An 18031-nucleotide genomic window follows, 5' to 3' on the forward strand; every position below is an offset into this window, starting at 1 on the left:
GGACTGTGCATGATCGTCGTCACAGGGGCCACTGGCCAACTCGGCAAGGCCGTCGTCGAGGACCTGCTGCGCCGCGTGCCGACCGAGCGGATCGCGGTCAGCGTTCGGGACATTGGCAAGGCCGCCGACCTCGCCCGGCAGGGCGTCGCGGTCCGCCAAGCCGACTTTGCGGACGAGGCCAGCCTGCGCGCGGCGTTCGAGGGTTCGGACCAGGTGCTGATCGTCTCGGCCAACAAGCTCGGCGAGGAGGCGCTGCGCCTGCACCGCACCGCCATCGCCGCGGCCCGCGCCGTCGGTGTGCGACGGATCCTATACACGAGCCATGCCGGCGCACGGCTCGGCTCGTCCTTCCCGCCCGCCGACCAGCACGCCGGCACGGAGACGGACCTGGCAGGCGGCGGGTCGTGGACAGCGCTGCGCCACGGTTTCTACGCCGAGAGTTGCCTTTTCATGGTTGGCGACGGGCTGCGCGCCGGGGAACTGTGCACGCCCGAAGACGGGCTAGTCGCCTGGACGGCGCGCGCCGATTTGGCGGAGGCCGACGCGGCGATCCTGGCGGCGGGAGACGGGTGGGACGGCCCGACGCCCCCGCTCACGGCGGGCCGGGCCGTGACCATGGCCGAGGTGGCGGCGATCGCTTCGGAGGTGACCGGGCGCGCCGTGCGCCACACCGTCATCGGCGACGTGGAATGGCGAGACGCGAAGATCGCAGGCGGGATGCCTGCCCTCTACGCCAACATGCTGCTTGGGACGTTCCAGGCCGCGCGCCGGGGGGACTTCGCGGCGACCGACCCTGCGTTGGAGGGGTTGCTGGGCCGGCCGCCCCAGACGATGCACGAGGTGCTGGCAGCCGCGGGTCTCTGATCGCAGATGTCAGCCCTCCCGCCCGCAATCGTCGAACCGCTGGTCAAACACCACGGCGGTCGGTTCTTCGGGACCAGCTGAGTTGCTGACAAACGCACCTTCAGAGGGGCTGCGTTGGATCGGGGGGCAGGCGGGACGGCAACGTCCGCTTCATCAAGATTGTGCTCAGAAGCGGACCGGCGGAAACCCTGAAGAGTTTCGGTCGCCGCGAGGCGTACGAAAGTCGTGGATGAACGAACCCGCGGGATGGCGGGCGGTCCTATGGGGATTTGGGTTAGGCATCGCCCCCAGGGGCGGAGCAACGGTGGGCAAACCTCGCCGGTTGCGAGGCTGAGGGCTGCCGGACTGGCGGGCCCCCGGGTCTTGGCGAAGCCGACCGGGGTTCGACGATCGCGGTTGCGCGGCCCATCCTGGCATTCGGCACACGGTGAGGCATGCCCCGGGGCGCGGCTCCGCGGGTGGTTGGCGGCGTCAGGCCATGCCGGGTCATGGCGAACCGGCCCGGTGCGACGTGGAGCGGAACGGCGGCCCCCGGGGCTGATGCCAGCCCGCGAAGGACCCGACGATCATCATGGGACCGCCGCAGCAGGGGCAAGGCGAGCGGGCCTTGCCGGGGCTGTCCTGCGGATCGGGCGCGTCGGCGGTGGGGCGAGGCGGGGCCGGGACGCCGAGGATCGCGCGGATGTGGGCCAGGCCCGCCTTCCGGTTTGCGCCCGTGAGGAGGCCGTAGTGCCGGATGCGGTGGAAGCCGCGCGGCAGGACATGGAGCAGGAAGCGCCGGATGAACTCCGTGGCCGACAGGGTCATGACCCGCGGCCGTCCGGCCTCGTCGCGCCGGTAGTCCTTGACGCGGAAGCTGACACTCGCCCCGTCGAAGGCGAGGATGCGTCGGCTGGAGATTGCGACGCGGTGGGTGTAGCGCGCCAGGTAGGCGAGCACGGCCTTCGGCCCGGCAAACGGCGGCTTGGCGTAGACCACCCAGCGCTTCCTGCGCACCGGGGCGAGCGCGCGGGCGAAGGCCCTGGGATCCGAGAGCGGAGCCAGGGTGCCGAAGAAGACGAGCGTCCCGGCCTCGTGGAGGGCGGCGAGCCCTTCGAGGAACAGGCGGCGGAACAGCATGCCCAGCACCCGCACCGGCAGGAGGAAGGCAGGGCGCGACGCGACCCATCGGGTCCCGTCCGGCGAGAGGCCTCCGCCGGGGACGATCATGTGGAGATGGGGATGGTGGGTCATGGCCGAGCCCCAGGTGTGGAGCACGGCGGTGAGACCGATGCGGGCCCCGAGGTGCTTCGGGTCGGCGGCGATCCGCATCATGGTGGTGCTCGCCGCTCGGAACAGCAGGTCGTAGACGGCGGCCTTGTTGTGGAAGGCGATGGCGGCGATCTCGGCGGGCAGGGTGAAGACGACGTGGAAGTAGCCGACCGGCAGGAGGTCGGCCTCGCGCGCGGCGAGCCAGTCGCGGGCCGCCGCGCCCTGGCAGCGGGGGCAATGCCGGTTACGGCAGGAGTTGTAGGCGATGCGCAGGTGGCCGCACGCATCGCAGCCCTCGACATGGCCGCCGAGGCTGGCCGTGCGGCAGTGCTCGATTGCCGCCATCACCTTCAGCGTGTCCAGGCTCAGATGGCCGGCCTGATCGGCGCGGTAGGCTGGACCGGCGGCGCGGAAGACGTCGGCCAGTTCGATGGTGGCGGCCGTCGTCGTGCCCGTCGTGGCGGGCATCGCCTCAGCCCGGCGCGGGCCCCTGCCTGTGGAACAGGGCGAGCCTGTCGAGGGGGCTGGTCACGGCCCGCACCGTTCGGGTGGCGACCTTGGCGTAGAGGGCGGTGGTGTCGAGCCGGCTGTGCCCGAGCAGAACCTGGATGACGCGGATGTCGACGCCGTCCTCCAGGAGATGGGTGGCGAAGGAGTGGCGCAGGGTATGGGGACCGATGCGCTTGGGGATCCCGGCCGAGCGCGCCGCCTCGACGACGACGCGGTGCAGCTGGCGCGTGCTGATCGGCCGTGTCCAGTCCTGCCCGGGGAACAGCCAGCCCTGGCGCTGCAGGACGCCCTGCCGGTGCCCCTCGCGCCACCAGCGCCGTAGCAGGTCCAGGAGATCGGCCGACAGCATGGCGTTGCGGTCGCGGCCGCCTTTGCCACGCTCGATCCGCAGGAGCATGCGGGTCGAGTCGACATCGCCGATCCGAAGCGCGGCGACTTCGGCCACGCGCAGTCCCGCGCCGTAGGCGAGGGACAGGGCGGCGAGATGCTTCAGGCAGACCGTGGCATCGAGCAGACGCCCGACCTCGCCGGCGCTCAGCACGTCGGGCAGGGTGCGCGGCTGGTTGAGGCGGACCAGCCCCCGGGCGAGATCGGGGCGGTTGAGCGTCTGGACGAAGAAGAAGCGCAGGGCGGAGACGATGGCGTTCATGGTCGGCACGCCGAGGCCGACCTCCTGCTGGGCGATCTGGAAGCGGCGCAGGTCGTCGCCGGTCGCGGTATCGGGTGATCGCCGCAGGAAGGCGGCCAGCCGCCCGACGTCGCGGATGTAGTTGCGCTGCGTCGCCCGGGAGAACCGGCGCAGGGTCATGTCGTCGATCAGGCGCTGGCGCAGCGAGCCGCCGGCAGCGGCGGGAACGGCGAGGATGGTCATGGGATGGCTCCACTCGAAGTAAGGGAGCCGGGATCGTCCGCCCGGGCTGGGCGGCGCTCAATTGGCGCAGGGCGCTCGGGTCAATCCGCAAGCCTCGAAGCTGCCACCCATCCCGCGCGAGCGGGTTCGTTCAACCACCCAACCCTGCCATTCCTATCGGCAACTCCGTTGATCCGCCTCCCGCAACTGAATGCGCGTCCAGTGCATAGCTTGGTAATGTCGCTTATCCGATCGTTTTCCCGACTGCCGGATCAGACGCATGTAAATAGCGCACCAGATCAGCGAAATTGGGGCATTGTCTTGATTATGCGACAGCATAAGGCCGCCATCGCTGGTTTTTACGTGACCAGCTGAAAATTTCGCCTCAAAGCGCAGTGTGCTCGCTGATGGCTGTGTCGTCGAGCGGTTCGAGGAAGGCCGCACCGATACCTCGCTCAATTCGACGGGCGACCATTGCCTGTCGTCGCCCAACGAGGATCACTTCGCCCACCGCTGGAGGATTATCCAACGCCAGCGCCACGCCCGAGGCCGACAGGTTCAGGATCTGCGCGGGCACACGCCGACCATTCGCCAGTACGACTTCCACCGCTGTACGCTCCGGGACGATCCGTTTGTGGACGCGCACGACATCGGACAGCTTCGCTTGCCGGCGTGCCAGCTCGATGAAGCGCCGTGCCACCTCACCTGGCGAGGGCGCTTTCCCGAAGATCCGCACTGTGAAGTCGCAGTTTCCCACCCACACGACCGAGACCTGAGCTGCTCCGATGCCGCGGATGTTGCAGATTAGGCGCTCCTCGACGGTAGGCAGCGTCGCCGACCGCAGTCTCAATCCTTCGGACGAGATGTCCACGGTGACCGCGTGGAACTCGGATCCGTCGCGGCGAAGGCATAGGGCAGGGACGACCATAGGGTGTCGTGTGGTGGCTTTTCGTTCGATCATGCGCTGAACGCCTCAACGACAGGGCGAACGGCACTCACCAGAACTCCATCAAAGCAACCTATCAAGCTTTCCACGACCGCCAGCGCCTTTGCCACACGTAGACCCAGAAGGCGCACGCGGCGCACAGCGCGAACGGCATTGCCGGGGTGTTGTGTTCAGGCGGCAAAAACGTCTGCAGCGTCTGCCGAACTCGCCTGCCCGTTCAGTCGTGCTTCAAACAAGCCGACGCGCTGAGATGCCATCTGGATGTCACCGGCTTCCTGGGCCATCGCCGTCGCGAGAAGCTGCGCGCGCCCAGCCCAACGATCTCGTTCTACCCGCATAGCATCAAGCTGATCCTCGCTGGATGCCAACGCGACCTGCAACGCATCGATCTCAGTTCGTAGATCGCTCGTGCGTTGCCGCTCACTCGCCAGGGCGGCTTTGAGGACGTAGAGGGCAGCGTCGGTCGTTCCCTTCGACGCGCGCTTCACATCGCCGGTGGTAAGGGATCGTGGCCCATCACTCTCAATCTCAGGGGTCCGCTTATCGCTCGCTGGTGATGACATCAGCGTGGCTGCCGTAGCCGGTCGAAGCTGCGCGATTTCCGCCTTCAGTTGCTCGACATCGAGCCCTGCTGGGGAATGGACTTCGGCGGGTTCGATCGCCGGAGCGGCGACGAGGGAGCGCGGCACGCCCTCCTCCTCCAACACCAGTTCGTGTAGCATGGCGAACACGGCATCACCGTCCAGCCTGGACAAGTCGAACCCGCTCTCAGCTGCGAGACGGTTGAAGCGTGCTTGCCCCCCGGCGGACGCGCCGACGAAGGCCATGGACCAGTTCGCGAAGTTGCGGCTTTCCGTCGGACCGCACTGAAGAACCGTCACGTCGCCATGACGGCCATCGCACTGAATCCGCTCGAAGGTCTCTTCGACCCCCTGTCTTGGTCCCTCCAAAACTTGAGCGAAGGCACCAGCGTTGAACATCAGCGCTCCGGTCACATCCGCCCGAGCGTTGTTCCGCTGCGATGCGGCCAGTATCTGCCCGACAACGGCCGTCAGTTCAGCCTCAGATCCGTGAAACAGGTTTTTGCTGGCGTAGACTAGGCGATAGAGCTCACTCATGGGACATCCGACGAGTTAGGTGGATCAGGATTAGGGCTGGTAGCTTGCGATGAATTGCAAAAGGTCATCCGCTGGTATTGGCCGGCTGATGAGGTAGCCCTGCACGTCGGTGCAGCCTTCAACGCGAATGCGCTGCATTTGCTCCGGCGTCTCGACGCCTTCGGCGACCGTGGTCATGCCCAGGCTCTTGCCGAGGCCTGCGATCGCCCGGATGATTGCGTCCCCATCGGGCTTGCCCGACAGGTCCTTCACGAAGGACCTGTCGATTTTGATCTTGTCGAATGGGAAGCTGCGCAGGTAGCTCAAAGACGAGTAGCCGGTACCGAAGTCGTCCATCGAGACGCGTACCCCGAGCTCGCGCAGTCGATGGAGCGTCTGCAAGGTCCTCTCACTCTCCTGCAAAAGGACGCCCTCGGTGATCTCGACCTCCAGCCGCTTAGCCGACAGACCTGAGCTGGCGAGTGCCGAGATGATCGTCTCGACCAGCCGGTCACTCTTGAATTGAGCGGGGGAGACGTTCACCGCGACCGACATCCCCGTGGGCCACGTCATCGCATCGCGACAGGCCTGACGGATGACCCACTCGCCGATCGGCACGATCAGACCGATCTCCTCCGCCAGCGGGATGAAATCGAGGGGCGAGATCATCCCGCGCTCGGGATGCTTCCAGCGGATCAGGGCCTCGCAGCCAATCAGCCTATCGTCGTCGAGCTGCAATTGTGGCTGATAGTGAAGCTGGAACTCGCGACGCGCCAAGGCTTGACGCATGTCGAGTTCAAGTCGGCGGCGCGCCTGCATGCGCGCGTCCATCTCTGGCTCGAAGAACCGGTACGTCCCGCGCCCGTCGAGCTTGGCTCGGTATAAGGCTAGGTCGGCGTTCTTCAGGAGCTTGTCCGCACTGGTCCCGTCGGCGGGCGCGAGCGCGACACCGACGCTGGCTCCGATCGTCAGGAGGTGGCCTTCGACCATGTAGGTCCGGCCGATCAGATCGACGAGGCGCCGGGCCAGCGCCTGTGCGTCGGCTGCCCCGCGGATGCCGGTTTGCAGAATGATGAACTCATCACCACCGATCCGGGCCACGGTGTCCGTGGGCCTCACGGTCGATCGCAGCCGGTCGGCGACCTTCGCCAGAAGTGCGTCGCCGATCGGATGACCGAGCGTGTCGTTGACCGGCTTGAACCGGTCCAGATCAATGAGGAGTAAAGCGCACGCCTCTTCGTTGCGCTGCAAGCGTGCCAGGGCCTCAGCCAGACGTTCTCGCAGGAGCAGGCGGTTTGGCAGACCCGTCAGTGGATCGAGACGCGCCAACTCGTCAGCGCGCGCCTCGTTCGCCTTGCGGGCGCTCACATCCTCCAGTGTTGCAACCCAACCTTCACCCGCGACGGAACGGATCTCGACCTGCAGCGTGTGATCCTGGCCCGCCACCTCGAACGAAGCGGACGTTTGGAGGTCGCGTGCGCCTCGCAGGGCCTCGAAGATTTCTTGCCGCGATTGCGAAGCGCCCGTGCACAGGGCTCGAAGCAATTGCCGTGAGGATAGATTGGCCGTCTGCTCAAACTTCATATTGTTGAGTAGGCGCTCGGCCGGGTTGGTCATGATAACGACCCGGCCTGAGGCGTCGATTATCAACAGGCCATGCCGTATTACATCGAGATATCGGCTCCAGATGAGGTCCGGAGCAGAGTTTGGTTCCAACCAGATCGTAGGTGGCACCATCTTGCGCCGTGAAGCGCCGAAGTGATGCAGATCAGCGCTCATCCCACGAGGGCCTTCGATTGAGGCTGCCGGGCAGCATATGAGAGGACGAATAGGACACTTATAAGGACGAGTGTTTTAATGTGAGGTGCATGGCTATCGGGATTGTTTGATATACCGTTTGTCGCAGCGTACGTTTCGGGCCGTCCGCCGCTGAGCCCATCTGATAGCGCGAAGCGTAGGTGAGCTAAGGCTGCGAGATCGTTCCCTTGTCTCATTAGGGTTTAGATCGCTGATCAGAAACAGCATGCGTTACCACTCCCCTAAAAAGGACAATTGTCCTATCAATCATATGTCGGGTATCCGATCGCTTTCCCCACGAGTCGTCCCAACTTTCAGAAGCCCTACCAAACCGGCTCATTTTTTGTCGGGAAAATATGTCGGACTTTCAAACGCCGGTGAAACGCTCGGTCAGGCGGGCATGTTTGCTTCGAGCCACGGTCTGCCAGAAACCGGACAGGCAGCTTTCGGCCAGATGCAGCATACACGAAGCGCTGGCCTGAGCGTCTCAGATGGGTAGAATTCATTCAGTCTACATTTGGTCAAGGCGCGTGAAAAGCGGACTTCAGTTAATACGGAAGCTGCCAAAACGGGCAGTTCGCTTTCTATTTGAGATCAGCGTTGTGTGCCTGGCAATCGTATTGGTGCCGTTCGTCGCAACACCGTCTTTTGCTCAGTCAATAACTAAGAAAAAATAATTTTCCGAAACAAGGATTATTACAATTATTTTAAGGAAAGCTTTAGCGCTTATCGCGACCGGCGATGAAGGACGTTGCTAGGAAATACATCCGCTGGTCTTGCTTAACCAATTACGCTATCTGTCTAAATTTTATCAATTTCATGAATAAGATCAGCAAAGTTCTCGATGGGTTGAGGGCGTCCGATGAAGTACCCCTGAACCTCGTCGCAGCCCGCCTTTGACAAAAATCGCAGCTGCGCCGCCGTCTCGACCCCTTCCGCGACAACACCCATCTTGAGGCTGCGACCGAGACCGAGGACGGCTCGGACAATCGCCTTCGATTGCGGGTTGGCGTCCATGCTGCTTACGAAGGACCGGTCGATCTTGATTTTGTCGAAGGGAAACGCTTGCAATGTAGCCAGCGACGAATAACCCGTACCGAAATCATCCATGCTGATGCGGATGCCCATCGCCTTAAGGCGGCACAGGGTGGCTAGGGCGCGAGATAAATCGTTGATGATCACCGTCTCGGTGACCTCAAGCTCCAGTCGGGCCGGCGATAGGCCAGTCTCGGCCAGGATTGCGAGAATTCGCTCGGGTAGATCGGTCTGAGAAAACTGCCGGGGGGACAGGTTGACCGCAATTTTGAGCGGCCGGACCCAGCCTGCCGCCTCGCGGCAGGCTGCTCGCAAGACTAGTTCGCCCAGCGGCAAGATCAGGCCGGTTTCCTCGGCGAGACCGATGAATGTGGCCGGCGCGATCGGTCCCCGTGTGGGATGGGTCCAGCGGGCGAGGACTTCGAAGCCGACGATTTCGCCCGTGTCGCTCCGAGCCTGAGGCTGATAATGTAGGGCGAGCGTCTCGCTCGAAATTGCATGCCGCAGGTCGCTCTCGAGACTGAGGCGCTCGGCGGCCCGATCGTCGAACCCAAATTCGAAGATCCTGAAGGTGCCGCGCCCGTCCGCCTTCGCCTGGTATAAGGCGAGATCGGCGCGCCGGAAGACCGTCTCGCCATCCGTGCCGTGCTCGGGTGACAAGGCGATACCCACGCTGACGCCGACCTCGACGGATTGTGCGCCGATGAGCGTCGGCACTCGTACCGCGGCGACCAGACGAGCAGCTAGATCGGATACCGCCTCTACGCGGTCGACTTCGGAAACAAGCACGGCGAACTCGTCTCCGCCCAGGCGCGCGACCAAGTCGCCGATCTGAACAACCTGGTTCAGACGGCCGGCCATCTCCCGTAGCAACACGTCGCCTGCCAGATGACCAAGCGTGTCGTTGACCGCTTTGAACCGGTCGAGGTCAAGAAAAAGCACCGCGCACCCGCCCCCACGCCACCGCATGTCGTCGAGCCGCTGGTTCAGGCACTCGTGAAACAGAGTTCGGTTAGGCAGATCCGTCAAAGCATCATGGCGCGCCATGTGCGCGATGCGCCTCTCGTTCTGCTTGCGCTCTGTAATGTCGGTGAAGGTGCGCACCGCGCTACCGTCTGGCAGCGGCACGGTCCTTATTTCCAGGACGGTGCCGTTCGGGCGCTCGCGCTCATAGGTCTGCGGCCGCGACTCCAGGCCGCCGCTCGCAACCCAGCGCTGGAAACCCGGATCAGATTTGCGGAAATCGTCCTGCTCCTGCTGATAGCGCACGACCGTCGAGAAGCTCGGATTCGACTGCATCAGTGCGGCGGGCAGTTCCAGCAGTTCGATGGCACGAGCGTTACAGACCTGCACGATGCCGTCGGCGTCGACCATGAGCAGTCCCTGATCCATCGTGTTCAGGGTGTTCGTTAGCAGCGTGCTGGTCTCCTGAAGACGCTGCTCAGTGCGGCGGATCTCGGTGACGTCCAGCACCGTTCCGAACGTCACGACGGATGTACCTGCCGCATTGCGGTCGCATCGACCTCGCACAAGCAGTACGCGGACCTCGCCGCTCGGCTGAACGATCTTGGCTGGGTATTCAAACCGGGTGCCAGCGGCGACGTGGTCGGCCAGCAGCGCCAGGACCCGCGCGCGATCCTCGGGATGGTAGGCCATCAGTACCGGTTCGCGCGTGATCTTCAAGTCTTCCGCGAAACCGAAGATGCGGCGCGCCTCGTCCGAGAAATAGCCAAGGCCGGAGATTTGGTCGAATTGCCAATGACCCACATGGGCCATCTCTTCGGCCAGGACCAACAAACGATTGGCCTCGACGAGGGACGTCCGCACCTGAGCGGCTTCCCGCGTGGGAGGCGCGACCACATCGCCTGATTGCGAGCTAGAAATCAGCACGATGAGGAATCCATCGACAGCACGTCAGAATGACGATGCCGCGACGACACTTCAATACCATTAACGCCGCGATCGATCTCGACGTATTTCGGCACTAAGTATCGGTGGGACTGCTTGCATTTCTCGCTCTTAGACGAGTCCAATGCCACGGCCGCTGTGACAAAGGGTGAGGTCCAGTCAAGGTCCTCGCCGCGGGCAACCCACGAACTCAGATTGTCGGGGCAGACCGGAACAACCCGGCCCGCAGCGGGACGTCGCTGACGGTATCCTGCTCCGCAAAAAATTATTGATTGGCCAAGCGTGCAAAATCGCTGCGAATAAGGTTAAGGTTTCCTTACCGAGCTAGTGAGGATCCCTGATGTCGACGATCGAAGCCATGCGCCCGCAAGGACTCAAGGCGCGCGCTGTGTCCCTGCTTGAGCGCATCACGTATCGTCGCGCCATCGATACCGAAGACCGCGAAGCGATTTTCCGCCTCCGCTACGAAGCCTACCTACGGGAGGGCGCGATCACCGCCCGGGCGGATAAGCGTTTCACCGATGCCGTCGACGAGCAGAAGAACGCATTCATTTACGGTGTATACGTCGATGGCGCGCTCTCGGGGTCGATCCGTCTCAACATCACCCTGCCATACGCGAGTGCCCTGCCGACGACCGCCGTGTTCCCCGACATCATCGAGCCGATGATCGATGCCGGCTGCATCATCGTCGACCCCACCCGGTTCGTCGCGAATCTCAACCTTTCGCGCCGCCTGCCGGAATTGCCCTACTTGACACTGCGACTCGCGTGGCTGGCAATGGAGCATTTTGAGGGCGAGTACATCCTGCTCGCCATCCGCCCCGAGCATCGTGCCTTCTATCGCCGTTATTGGAGTGCGACAGAACTGTGTGAGGCTCGACCTTATCCGAAGCTCACGAAGCCGGTAGGCCTGTCAGTCGTGAACTATCTGGACGTGAAGAAGACCGTCGAGGCCCGGTATCCCTTCCTGGCGTCTACCGATGCAGAGCGCGCAAGCCTGTTTGCGTCAAATTACACTCCGGTGGAGACTGATGACACCCTCACCAATATTTGGCAGATCGAGCCGGCTCGAGTGGAGCGCAACTTCAGCGTTTAAGGGAAGCGATTGTCCAGACGGCTCAACACGCCGGTGAATAACCGACGATGGCTCATGCTGACCGTCCTCTTCATCGCGCGGTCGGCCATCGCCTATCAGTTCGAGTCGATCGCGGCCGGATCCTTCTCCCTGACGGAAGGCACGGAACTGGGCTTTGCGCAGCTCGGCCTTCTGATCGGCTGCCACATGCTGCCCGGTATCGTGCTCGCTCTGCCGGGCGGTCTGCTGGCCCAGCGGTTCGGGAGCAAGCCCATCGTCCTCATCGGCTTGGGTCTGATGGTGGTTGGCGCCTTGACGATGGTCACCATAGAGGTGCCAATGCTGTTCGCCGGCCGCATCATCAGCGGTGCAGGCGGGGTTCTGCTGAACGTCGTACTCACGCGGATGGTTACGGACTGGTTCGCCGGTCGTGACGCCGTGCTCGCCTTCAGCATCTTCGTAGCAAGCTGGCCCCTCGGCATTGCGCTCGGGCTCGTGACATTGCCGGCGACCGGCATCGTCTATGGTTGGAGCGGCATCGCAATCGTGAGCGCGCTGCCAAGCCTCCTCGCTTTGGTCCTCGTACATTTGTTTTACCGCGACCCACTTCAGCGCGTTGATATGCGCTCTGCCGCAACTGCAGGGCTAAGAGTGCGCGATTACGCGCTTGCTACGGGCGCCGGCGCCGTCTGGGGCCTCTACAACGTGTCCCTTGTCATCTTCGTGTCGGCGGCCCCCGACCTCTTTCTGGCGAACGGTTACACCCTGGCCAACGCCAGCTTCATCGCGAGTGTCCTTGGCTGGGTGCTCGTCGTCGTGCTGCCCGCGGGTGGCTGGATCGCGCAGCGCGTGGCGCGTCCTGTAGCCTTCACGGTCGCGAGCCTCATGCTCGTTGCCAGCGCGGCCGTCGCGATGGCGCTTGGTCCCCAGACGATCGTCGCCTTCGTGGTCCTGGCCGTGATCTTCGGGCTGCCGGCGGGGCTGCTACTGGCGCTTCCGGGTGAGTTGCTCTCCGCGGACAGTCGCGCCGGCGGCATGGGGATGTTCTATCTAAGTTTCTACGTATCGATGACGGGCCTGCCGGCGGTCGCCGGTCTGATCCGCAATGTGACGCACACCGTTGCGGGTCCGGTTCTATTCGGGGCGTGCATGGCCATGCTTGCGGCCCTTGGCATGCTCCTGCTAGCACCGCATCGTCAGACGGTCGCAGTCTAATGGAAGCATGGGCGGGGGAGTCATCTTGCTCAATCGCTAGGCGGAGGTGTCCACCAGCGGCCGAGACAGCCTTGATCAATATTTCAGTGGCGGAGACGCGAAATCCTTTCCGAACCAGTGCGCTTACTTGCGCGGCGGTCGCAGCTAGATCGCCGCTGCGATTGTTGGCGCACGAGCGACCGCTTTAGAGCACTACAAAGCCTGCTCTGGATGACAGAGTTGGGTCGCTAGAAGCTCGTCCGCTTTTCGGGCGGCTCGTCTCCGAAGCAGACAGACTGCTTTCGGCCAGACTACGCCATGCCGGATCGCCGACCCGCGCCAAAGCGGTCGTTCGGCTCTGCGCCCAAATCTGCCATTCAGCCAGCGCTGTCTCCATCTCCGAAGCGGACATCAAGTTAGCTTAGCACCGGGCGAACGGCGGCGGATAATCAGCAAGCTGCGATGGTCTATGCCCAACGCTCTATCCCGTAGCGGGCCCAGAAAATGGCAACGGCCTCATCAATCACGACTGCGTCGCTTGGGGCATCAGCGGAAGGTTGTGTTCGACGATGCAAGCGCGGCGAATAACCGGATCGCCGCAATCAACCGCCGCCTCGCCGGGCGCGGTGTCGGTTTGCCGTACAACTATGGATTGGATGCCGACGCCCTCGCGACGCTTCTCGCTGCCTGGTGCGCGAGGGCGAGTCAAGATGAGACGAAGCGAGCCTAAGGAGATCCTGGGCGGCTCAGATCGTGCCGCTCTTCCCGCGCATGCAGGATGGCTTCAGGCCTGATGAAGGACGGCCTATCGGACCGAGGGTGGCCGATAGGCTTCGGGTGGAAGGTCACGGAAGAAGGTCTCGCCGGGCGCCTGGCCCGGGACCGGCTTGGGTGCGGTCCCGGGACCGCCGCCATCCGTGATGTAGCGCTGGTTAATGCCCTCCGGCAGCAGGGGAGCGGGCGCCTGCGGGTTCGGCGGCACGATGTAGCGCTTCTGATCGGGCGCCGCGATCGGCGGCGCGACGGGCGCCGCGATCGGCGGAGAGACGGGCGCCGCGACCGGCTGCTGCGGCGGTGGCAGCTTCCGCGGCGGCGGGATCTCGGCCTTTTCCGCCTCGCCGGCGGCTGGCTTGCCAGGGCGACGGGCGACCGCCTTCGGTGCGGTTCTCTGGGATCGGACACGCGCGGCCGGCGGCAGGAGGCGCGTTCCCGGCAGGGCGATCCGCAGGCCCTCCACCGCACGGACGAGGTCGCCGAGGCTGGCCTCAGCGGTGCGGCACATCCGGATCCTCAGGGAGATCGCCCGGCGTCGCGCGACCGGCTCGGCCTGAAACAGTGCCGGCTGGCCGCCGGAGGGGCTGTCGCCGCGGTCGCCATCGATCCATTGCCACGCGTAGAGGCAATCGACGCCGAGGGCGATCCCGATCGGACCGTATGCGTTCCGCAGCGGCGGCCGCACGGTCATCGCCTGTCCCGGAAACCGGACGGCGATCTCCCCCGCGATCCCGAACTCGCTGGGCTTGGCTAGCCGCGGCGGGAAGGCGAGGAGCAGATCGGCGGTCTCCCTGCGCAGGGCAAGCTCGGCATGGTTGCGGCCGTCGCCGCCAGCATAGCGCAGGCGCTGGTCAAAACCGTCGCGTTCGCGTGTCTCGATCACCGCCGTGACGGTCCCGGCACCTGGCATCACCAGAACGGGAGCCGGCTGTGCGATGGCCGCGCCGCTCGCAAGGAGCCACGGGATGACGCCGATGCGTGCGCCGATCCGGGCGGCAAGAACTCCGATGCGCCTCACGGGCCGGTCCGTTCGGTCGTGGCGGACGTGTCGAAGGCCGAACGTGCGGGCAACTGAAACCGCTTCGCCTCGGAATTCTCGGGCCGCCCCCGCTCGGCCTGCTGGTCTTGCCACAACGTTCCCGGGGCAGGAGGCGAGAGGAGTTCGGGCTTGTCCCCCCCGCGATAATCCGGCAGCAGGGCGTAGCCGAAGCGCTCATAGGGCATCGGCCCCGCGCCGGGCACGCGCCGCGCCACGAGGGGCGGCGCCGAGGCCGTGGGCTCTCTCGCGTAGGTGCCGGCGGGAACGGGCTCGGCCAGGATCCGCGCCAGCCCGGGCGGCGGGTAGCGCAGGCCGTTCTCCATCGACACCGCCAGGGGAAACTCATTGCGCTGAACCGCGATGGGCTTCGCATCGGCCGCGGCGTTCGGGAGATCCGGCCGCGGCACCCGGTTGAGGGGGGCGACCTCGGCCCTGCCCGGAGCGGCCGCGTGACGCCCGGGAGCGGCCGCGGCGACGGGCGGTGCGGGGTCGCAGGGCAGCGGCGACCCTGCGGTCGCGTCCTGGAACAGCAGATCGACCGCCTTGGGGAAGAGGCCGTCGTAGCGGTTCACCGTCTCGAGAAAGGGACGCTGCCGCTTCAGCCGCTGGAGCGTCAGGGCGTAGCCGAACACGGTGCCCTCGCTCGGCATCCAGGCGACGGCCCGCTGAAACCATTCCAGGGCCGTGTCGAACTGGCAGGAATTGTAGGCGTACCACGCGAGGCCCTGGGCGCCCTCGCCGGAGGTGGTCGCGGTAACGACCTGGGCGTAGCGGGCGATGCGCGCGGGCTCGATCGCGGGCGGGCGCGGCAGCGTCAGCTTCTGCTCCAGGATGTCGATGTAGAGCAGCTCGTTGCCCACGAACCGGTCGCGCCATGCATAGGCGACTTCCTCGGCCTCGCGCTGCATGTCGAGCTGGCGCAGGGTGAGGGCGAGCCCATGGGCGACCATGGCGTCGCCGCCCCGGGCGATCGCCTGCTTGAACCATTCGAGCGCCTCCCGGTACTGCCGGCGCTTGTAGGCGTACCAGCCGAGCAGGCTGGTCTGGCTGGGATCGCCGCTCTTGCGGGCGACGGTCTGGAAGGCCGCGAGGTCGGCCGGGGTGGGGGATTCCGCACTCTCCTCGTGCAGGAAGGCGGCGATCCGCGCGCGGGTGATGTCGAGGCGGATCGCGTCGAACTCGGAGGTCCCGTTCGGGCCGCGGTGTCCCATCTCGATCAGGCGTTCCGCCTGCGCCATGCGCAGGTGCGCCATCGTCTTCTGGATGGTGGCGAGGCGCACGCCGGAATCGGCGTTGCCGTCGAGGATCGACTTGTACAGTTCGAACGCCTCGTCACCCGAACCGGAATCGCCGAGGGCATCGGCGACCATCCAGATGCTCTGGACGTCGAGGGGATCGAGGGCTCCGGGATCCGCCCGGTAGAGATCGATGATCGCGCTGGATTCCTTGCCGGTCAGCGCGGTGATCCGCGACCGGAACTCGCCCCGGCGGAGCTTGCGCGCCAGTTCCTCGGAGGGCTGCCAAGCGGGATCGATCGAGCGGCGGGCGGCGATCGCCGCGCGCAGATCGTCGAAGCGCCCCGCGGTGAACAGGTCCCAAAGGGCCGCCTCCTCGGGCGGGCTCGGCTGCAGGGCGTTGAGATCCGGGGGCTCATTCCAGCCCGGATAGAGCCGCTTGAGCCGGGCGATCTCGGCCTTCATCCGGGCGGTCTGCTTCTGGGCGGCGTAGTAGCGCAGGGCGCTCTCGTCGACCATGTCGGTGGTGCGGGACGTGGCCGGGTCGGCCAGGATCGCGGGCGCGCGCGGGCCGTCGCCGTAGATGATGCGGGGCTCGGGCCGGGCCGAAGGGACGGCGTTCTGCGCCGCGGCGGGCACGGCAACGAGCGCCAGCAGAAAGCAGGGACCGGCCCGCCGCATGCGGGCCCGGGAACGACCGGTCAGGACTTCAGGCATGACGGGTAGCGCATGCGGGCCGCGGTCAGGGCGAGTAGGCTCAGGGTCGCCGGATAGTAGTTCTGATTGCCGATATCGCCCCGCGCATCCTCGGGAAAGGGCGTGCCGTCGAGGGCGCAGGCCACCAGCGCCGGGATCCCCAAATAGCCGGCCTCGGTGAGCCATTCGACCTTGCGCCCGTCGCCGGTATCGACGATCGGCAGCCGCTCCCGGTCGGCGCCCGACCACAGCGCCTGGAACGGCGCGAGGTCGTCGGGTCGCACCAGCCCAGCCCAGGCGAGGTAGAGCGGGATGCGGATGGCGTTGTAGGAGAACAGCGGCGGAAAGCCCGTGGCCGGATGCGGGGCGTCCTTGGCGGAGATCCACTCGGTGGGCAGGTTGCTGGGGCCGAAGCGGGACTGGCGCAGCAGCGCGAGGCCGCTGCGCGTCAGGGCCGCCCAATCGTATTCCGGCGCTACCAGGGCGAGGCGCGGGAAGGCGGGAAAGATCCAGTAGGACAGGTTGACGAGCGGCCCGTCCGGCCGCTCCCGGGCGGAGAAGCCGGAGACCGCAGGCAGCAGCAGCGCCCCGTGCGGATCCTTGAACAGGATGGTCTTGCGCCCGAACTCGATGGCGATCCGCCGAGCGGCGGTGCGGTAGCTCGGCTCGTTCCAGGCCTCGGCCGCCTCGGTCAGGGCCCAGGCGACGAGGATGTCGCCGTCGGTGGCGTTGTTCATGTCGGCCACCGCCGGCCTCTTGTCCGGAGACCAGCGCCACGCCAGCAGCTCGTCGCCGCGGACCATTAGGTTGGCGCGGGTCCAGCCCCAGATCCGCTCGAACGTCACCCGGTCGCCCGCCGCCACGGCGAGCAGCATGCCGTAGCCCTGGCCTTCGCTGTGGCTGATCTGGCCGTTGGCGGTGTCGACCACACGGCCCTGATCGGTGATGAACCGGGTGCGGTAGGCACGCCAGGCGGCATCGTTGCCGAGCTTGCCGGCGAGTCCCGAATTCGCCGGGCGGGAAGCCTGAGCGGGCTGCGCGCCCGGTTGCGCGGTGCTCGGCGGGACCACCGGCTGCTCCTGGGCCGAGGCGGGCAGGATTGCCGCGACGAGGATCGCCGCGGCGAGCGGGGAGCGGTCGCGGCGGCTCATGAATTCTTCCTACCGACGTTGCGCACGAGACTCGTGGTGGCGAGGCCGAGGCAGAGGGCCATGGCGAGGGTCATGCCGACGTAATATTCCGGGTTGATCGACAGCCAGGCCGCGGAGACGAGGCGCAGGTTCGCCAGGGAGCGCGGCTGCGTCTCGACGATCTCGATCCGCTCGGGCCGGGACGTCACGAGCGCGCCGGTCGAGGCATCGAGAAAGGCGGCGCTGCCGCCCAGCCGGGCCCAGACCACGGGATCGACGAGGCAGGAAACGGATGCCTTCAGCAGCGACGCGTTCGGCGCCGTGACGATCACGGTGTTGCTCGACTGGACCGGCGGCCCCTCGGCGATCAGCAGCGAGGCCGTGGCCGGGACCTCGACCGCATCGTCCGTTCGCATCTGCGCCGTCACCGTCTGGCGCAGGGATCGCACCGTGCCGGTGATCTCATTCCAGACGGCGTCCAGGGCCGACCAGATCTGGCGCGAGCCGCGCGTCGAGGCTTCCCAGCGATCGATGAGGTCGCGGTCGGAGGAGAGCGCGGAGGTCTGGGACGGGCCGGCGGCCGCCTCGGCCTGGGGCGGGGACTGGGCCGGCTGTGTCTGGGTCGGCGGG

At 65.8% G+C, this 18031-nt stretch carries 12 protein-coding genes and 1 pseudogene; 3 read left to right on the plus strand and 10 right to left on the minus strand.

Translation table 11 applies throughout. The features are described 5' to 3' along the window. Window positions 1–9: 9 nt before the first annotated feature. A complete protein-coding gene (locus FV242_RS19770) occupies window positions 10–864 on the plus strand; it encodes an NmrA family NAD(P)-binding protein (protein WP_147940091.1) in 855 nt (284 codons plus the stop codon). Window positions 865–1350: 486 nt separating this feature from the next. On the opposite strand, the gene FV242_RS19775 is transcribed toward FV242_RS19770, so the two are convergent. The 6 genes from FV242_RS19775 to FV242_RS19800 form a co-directional block, all read right to left on the minus strand. Then, on the minus strand, window positions 1351–2583 hold the full coding sequence (locus FV242_RS19775; protein WP_147909161.1) for an IS91 family transposase: 1233 nt from the start codon (window positions 2581–2583) through the stop codon (window positions 1351–1353). 4 nt (window positions 2584–2587) lie between these two features. Beyond that, entirely contained in the window at window positions 2588–3496 is a 909-nt protein-coding gene (locus FV242_RS19780; protein WP_147940092.1) for a tyrosine-type recombinase/integrase, read from the minus strand. A gap of 364 nt (window positions 3497–3860) precedes the next feature. Continuing rightward, window positions 3861–4436 (minus strand): PilZ domain-containing protein, encoded by a 576-nt coding sequence (locus FV242_RS19785; protein ID WP_147940093.1) that lies wholly within the window; start codon window positions 4434–4436, stop codon window positions 3861–3863. Window positions 4437–4591: 155 nt separating this feature from the next. After that, window positions 4592–5539, minus strand: coding sequence for a BLUF domain-containing protein (locus FV242_RS19790; RefSeq protein WP_147940094.1), 948 nt, complete (start codon window positions 5537–5539; stop codon window positions 4592–4594). 30 nt (window positions 5540–5569) lie between these two features. After that, window positions 5570–7255 carry a bifunctional diguanylate cyclase/phosphodiesterase gene (locus tag FV242_RS19795; RefSeq protein ID WP_147940101.1) on the minus strand — a complete coding sequence of 562 codons (1686 nt, stop codon included), beginning with the start codon at window positions 7253–7255 and terminating at the stop codon, window positions 5570–5572. Between the two features lie 861 nt (window positions 7256–8116). Then, window positions 8117–10240 (minus strand): bifunctional diguanylate cyclase/phosphodiesterase, encoded by a 2124-nt coding sequence (locus tag FV242_RS19800; RefSeq protein ID WP_147940095.1) that lies wholly within the window; start codon window positions 10238–10240, stop codon window positions 8117–8119. 358 nt (window positions 10241–10598) lie between these two features. Between FV242_RS19800 and FV242_RS19805 the strand changes: the two genes are divergently transcribed. Next, window positions 10599–11354: a hypothetical protein gene (locus FV242_RS19805; RefSeq protein ID WP_147909156.1), complete on the plus strand. Its 756-nt coding sequence runs from the start codon at window positions 10599–10601 to the stop codon at window positions 11352–11354. 54 nt (window positions 11355–11408) lie between these two features. Continuing rightward, window positions 11409–12548, plus strand: a complete 1140-nt coding sequence (locus tag FV242_RS19810) for an MFS transporter (RefSeq protein WP_147940096.1) — start codon at window positions 11409–11411, stop codon at window positions 12546–12548. 784 nt (window positions 12549–13332) lie between these two features. Here FV242_RS19810 and bcsN read toward each other — a convergent pair. The 4 genes and pseudogenes from bcsN to FV242_RS35625 all read right to left on the minus strand — a co-directional run. Further along, a complete protein-coding gene (bcsN, locus tag FV242_RS19815; RefSeq protein WP_243960345.1) occupies window positions 13333–14319 on the minus strand; it encodes a cellulose biosynthesis protein BcsN in 987 nt (328 codons plus the stop codon). Then, window positions 14316–16292, minus strand: coding sequence for a hypothetical protein (locus FV242_RS19820; protein ID WP_147940097.1), 1977 nt, complete (start codon window positions 16290–16292; stop codon window positions 14316–14318). Before FV242_RS19820 ends, bcsN begins: the two co-directional genes overlap by 4 nt. Next, the gene (locus FV242_RS19825; RefSeq protein ID WP_147909451.1) at window positions 16277–17422 is read right to left on the minus strand and encodes a glycosyl hydrolase family 8; all 1146 of its coding nucleotides are present in this window, start codon (window positions 17420–17422) and stop codon (window positions 16277–16279) included. Before FV242_RS19825 ends, FV242_RS19820 begins: the two co-directional genes overlap by 16 nt. Further along, window positions 17419–18031 (minus strand): annotated as a pseudogene (locus tag FV242_RS35625) (cellulose synthase); the annotation flags it as partial. The pseudogene FV242_RS35625 and the gene FV242_RS19825, both read right to left, overlap by 4 nt.

Origin of the sequence: Methylobacterium sp. WL64, assembly GCF_008039945.1 — a bacterium.
Taxonomy (GTDB): Bacteria; Pseudomonadota; Alphaproteobacteria; order Rhizobiales; family Beijerinckiaceae; genus Methylobacterium.